The sequence below is a fragment of the Marinobacter halodurans genome (assembly GCF_004327985.1).
In the GTDB taxonomy this organism is placed as follows: domain Bacteria; phylum Pseudomonadota; class Gammaproteobacteria; order Pseudomonadales; family Oleiphilaceae; genus Marinobacter_A; species Marinobacter_A halodurans.
Window position 1 is genome coordinate 1 of the sequence record NZ_SJDL01000138.1, and the last position, 1,179, is coordinate 1,179.

Annotated in this window: 1 protein-coding gene; it reads left to right on the forward strand. The window is 54.0% G+C overall.

Annotated elements, in window-relative coordinates; translation table 11 throughout:
* Positions 1-80: 80 nt before the first annotated feature.
* Positions 81-1,169: an IS630 family transposase gene (locus EZI54_RS23800; RefSeq protein WP_131484326.1), complete on the forward strand. Its 1,089-nt coding sequence runs from the start codon at positions 81-83 to the stop codon at positions 1,167-1,169.
* The last annotated feature ends 10 nt before the right edge of the window (positions 1,170-1,179 follow it).

Sequence of the window (1,179 nt, forward strand, 5' to 3'; positions counted from 1 at the left end):
CTAGTGTCCCTTAACAAAAGTTCGTCGAATTTTTATGGTTAAAGTTTATAATTGCAGAAAACATCGAGGGAGCTACTGCAATGGGACGACCGGTCACCCCTTTGATTATTACAGACGAAGAACGCGATGAGCTCAATGCGTGGGTTCGTCGTCGGCAGATGCCTGCGGCTGAGCAACAACGAGCACGAATGATCCTGTTGAGCACCGAGGGTTTTCCCGGGCGTGTGATCGGAGAGCGAGTGGGCGTGACGGCCGAAACGGTCAGCAAGTGGCGTAAGCGGTTTGAGCAGTTCCGGGTGGCTGGGCTGACCGATGCCCCCAGGAGTGGTCGGCCCCGTAGTATTGATGACGACAAGGTCACGGAGGTCATCGACAAAACGCTGCAGTCCAAGCCCAAGGAGGCGACCCATTGGTCGACAACCTTGATGGCCAAGGAAACGGGCCTCAATGCCATGGCGATCAGTCGAATCTGGCGGGCGTTTGGTCTGAAGCCTCACCGCCTGGAGACGTTTAAGCTCTCAACCGACCCGCACTTTGTCGCCAAGGTCCACGACATTGTTGGGTTGTATATGAATCCGCCTGACCGGGCTCTGGTGCTGTGCGTGGATGAGAAAAGCCAGATACAGGCGCTGAACCGGACCCAACCGGCGCTCCCCCTGTCGTTTGGCTATTCAGAGACTCGGACGCACGATTACGTTCGTCACGGCACCACCACCCTGTTTGCCGCCTTGGACGTGGCCACCGGTGAGGTTATCGGACGTCTTCACAGGCGACACCGTGCCAAAGAGTTTCTGGCCTTTTTGAATGAGATTGACCGGGAGGTTCCAGAGAATCTGGATATTCACTTGGTCATGGACAACTACGGGACTCATAAGACCGAAAAGGTGCGAGCCTGGTTTGCTGCCAGACCCAGATACCACGTTCATTTCACGCCAACCTCGGCGTCGTGGGTCAACTTAGTGGAACGATTCTTTGCCCTGATCTCGGAGCGATGGATCAAGCGCAACTCGCATCGCAGTACTCGCGAGTTGGAAGCGTCAATTAAAGACTATCTTGCGACCTACAACGACGATCCCAAGCCGTTTGTCTGGCGTAAAACAGCCAATCAAATCATTGCGTCAATCGCTCGGCTGTCCGACAAAATCAATAATAAGACGAACTTTTGTTAAAGTACACTAG

Bases quoted from the DNA above. Each gene is read 5' to 3' on its own strand.
- EZI54_RS23800 (WP_131484326.1), top strand. From the start codon at position 81: ATGGGACGACCGGTCACCCCTTTGATTATTACAGACGAAGAACGCGAT.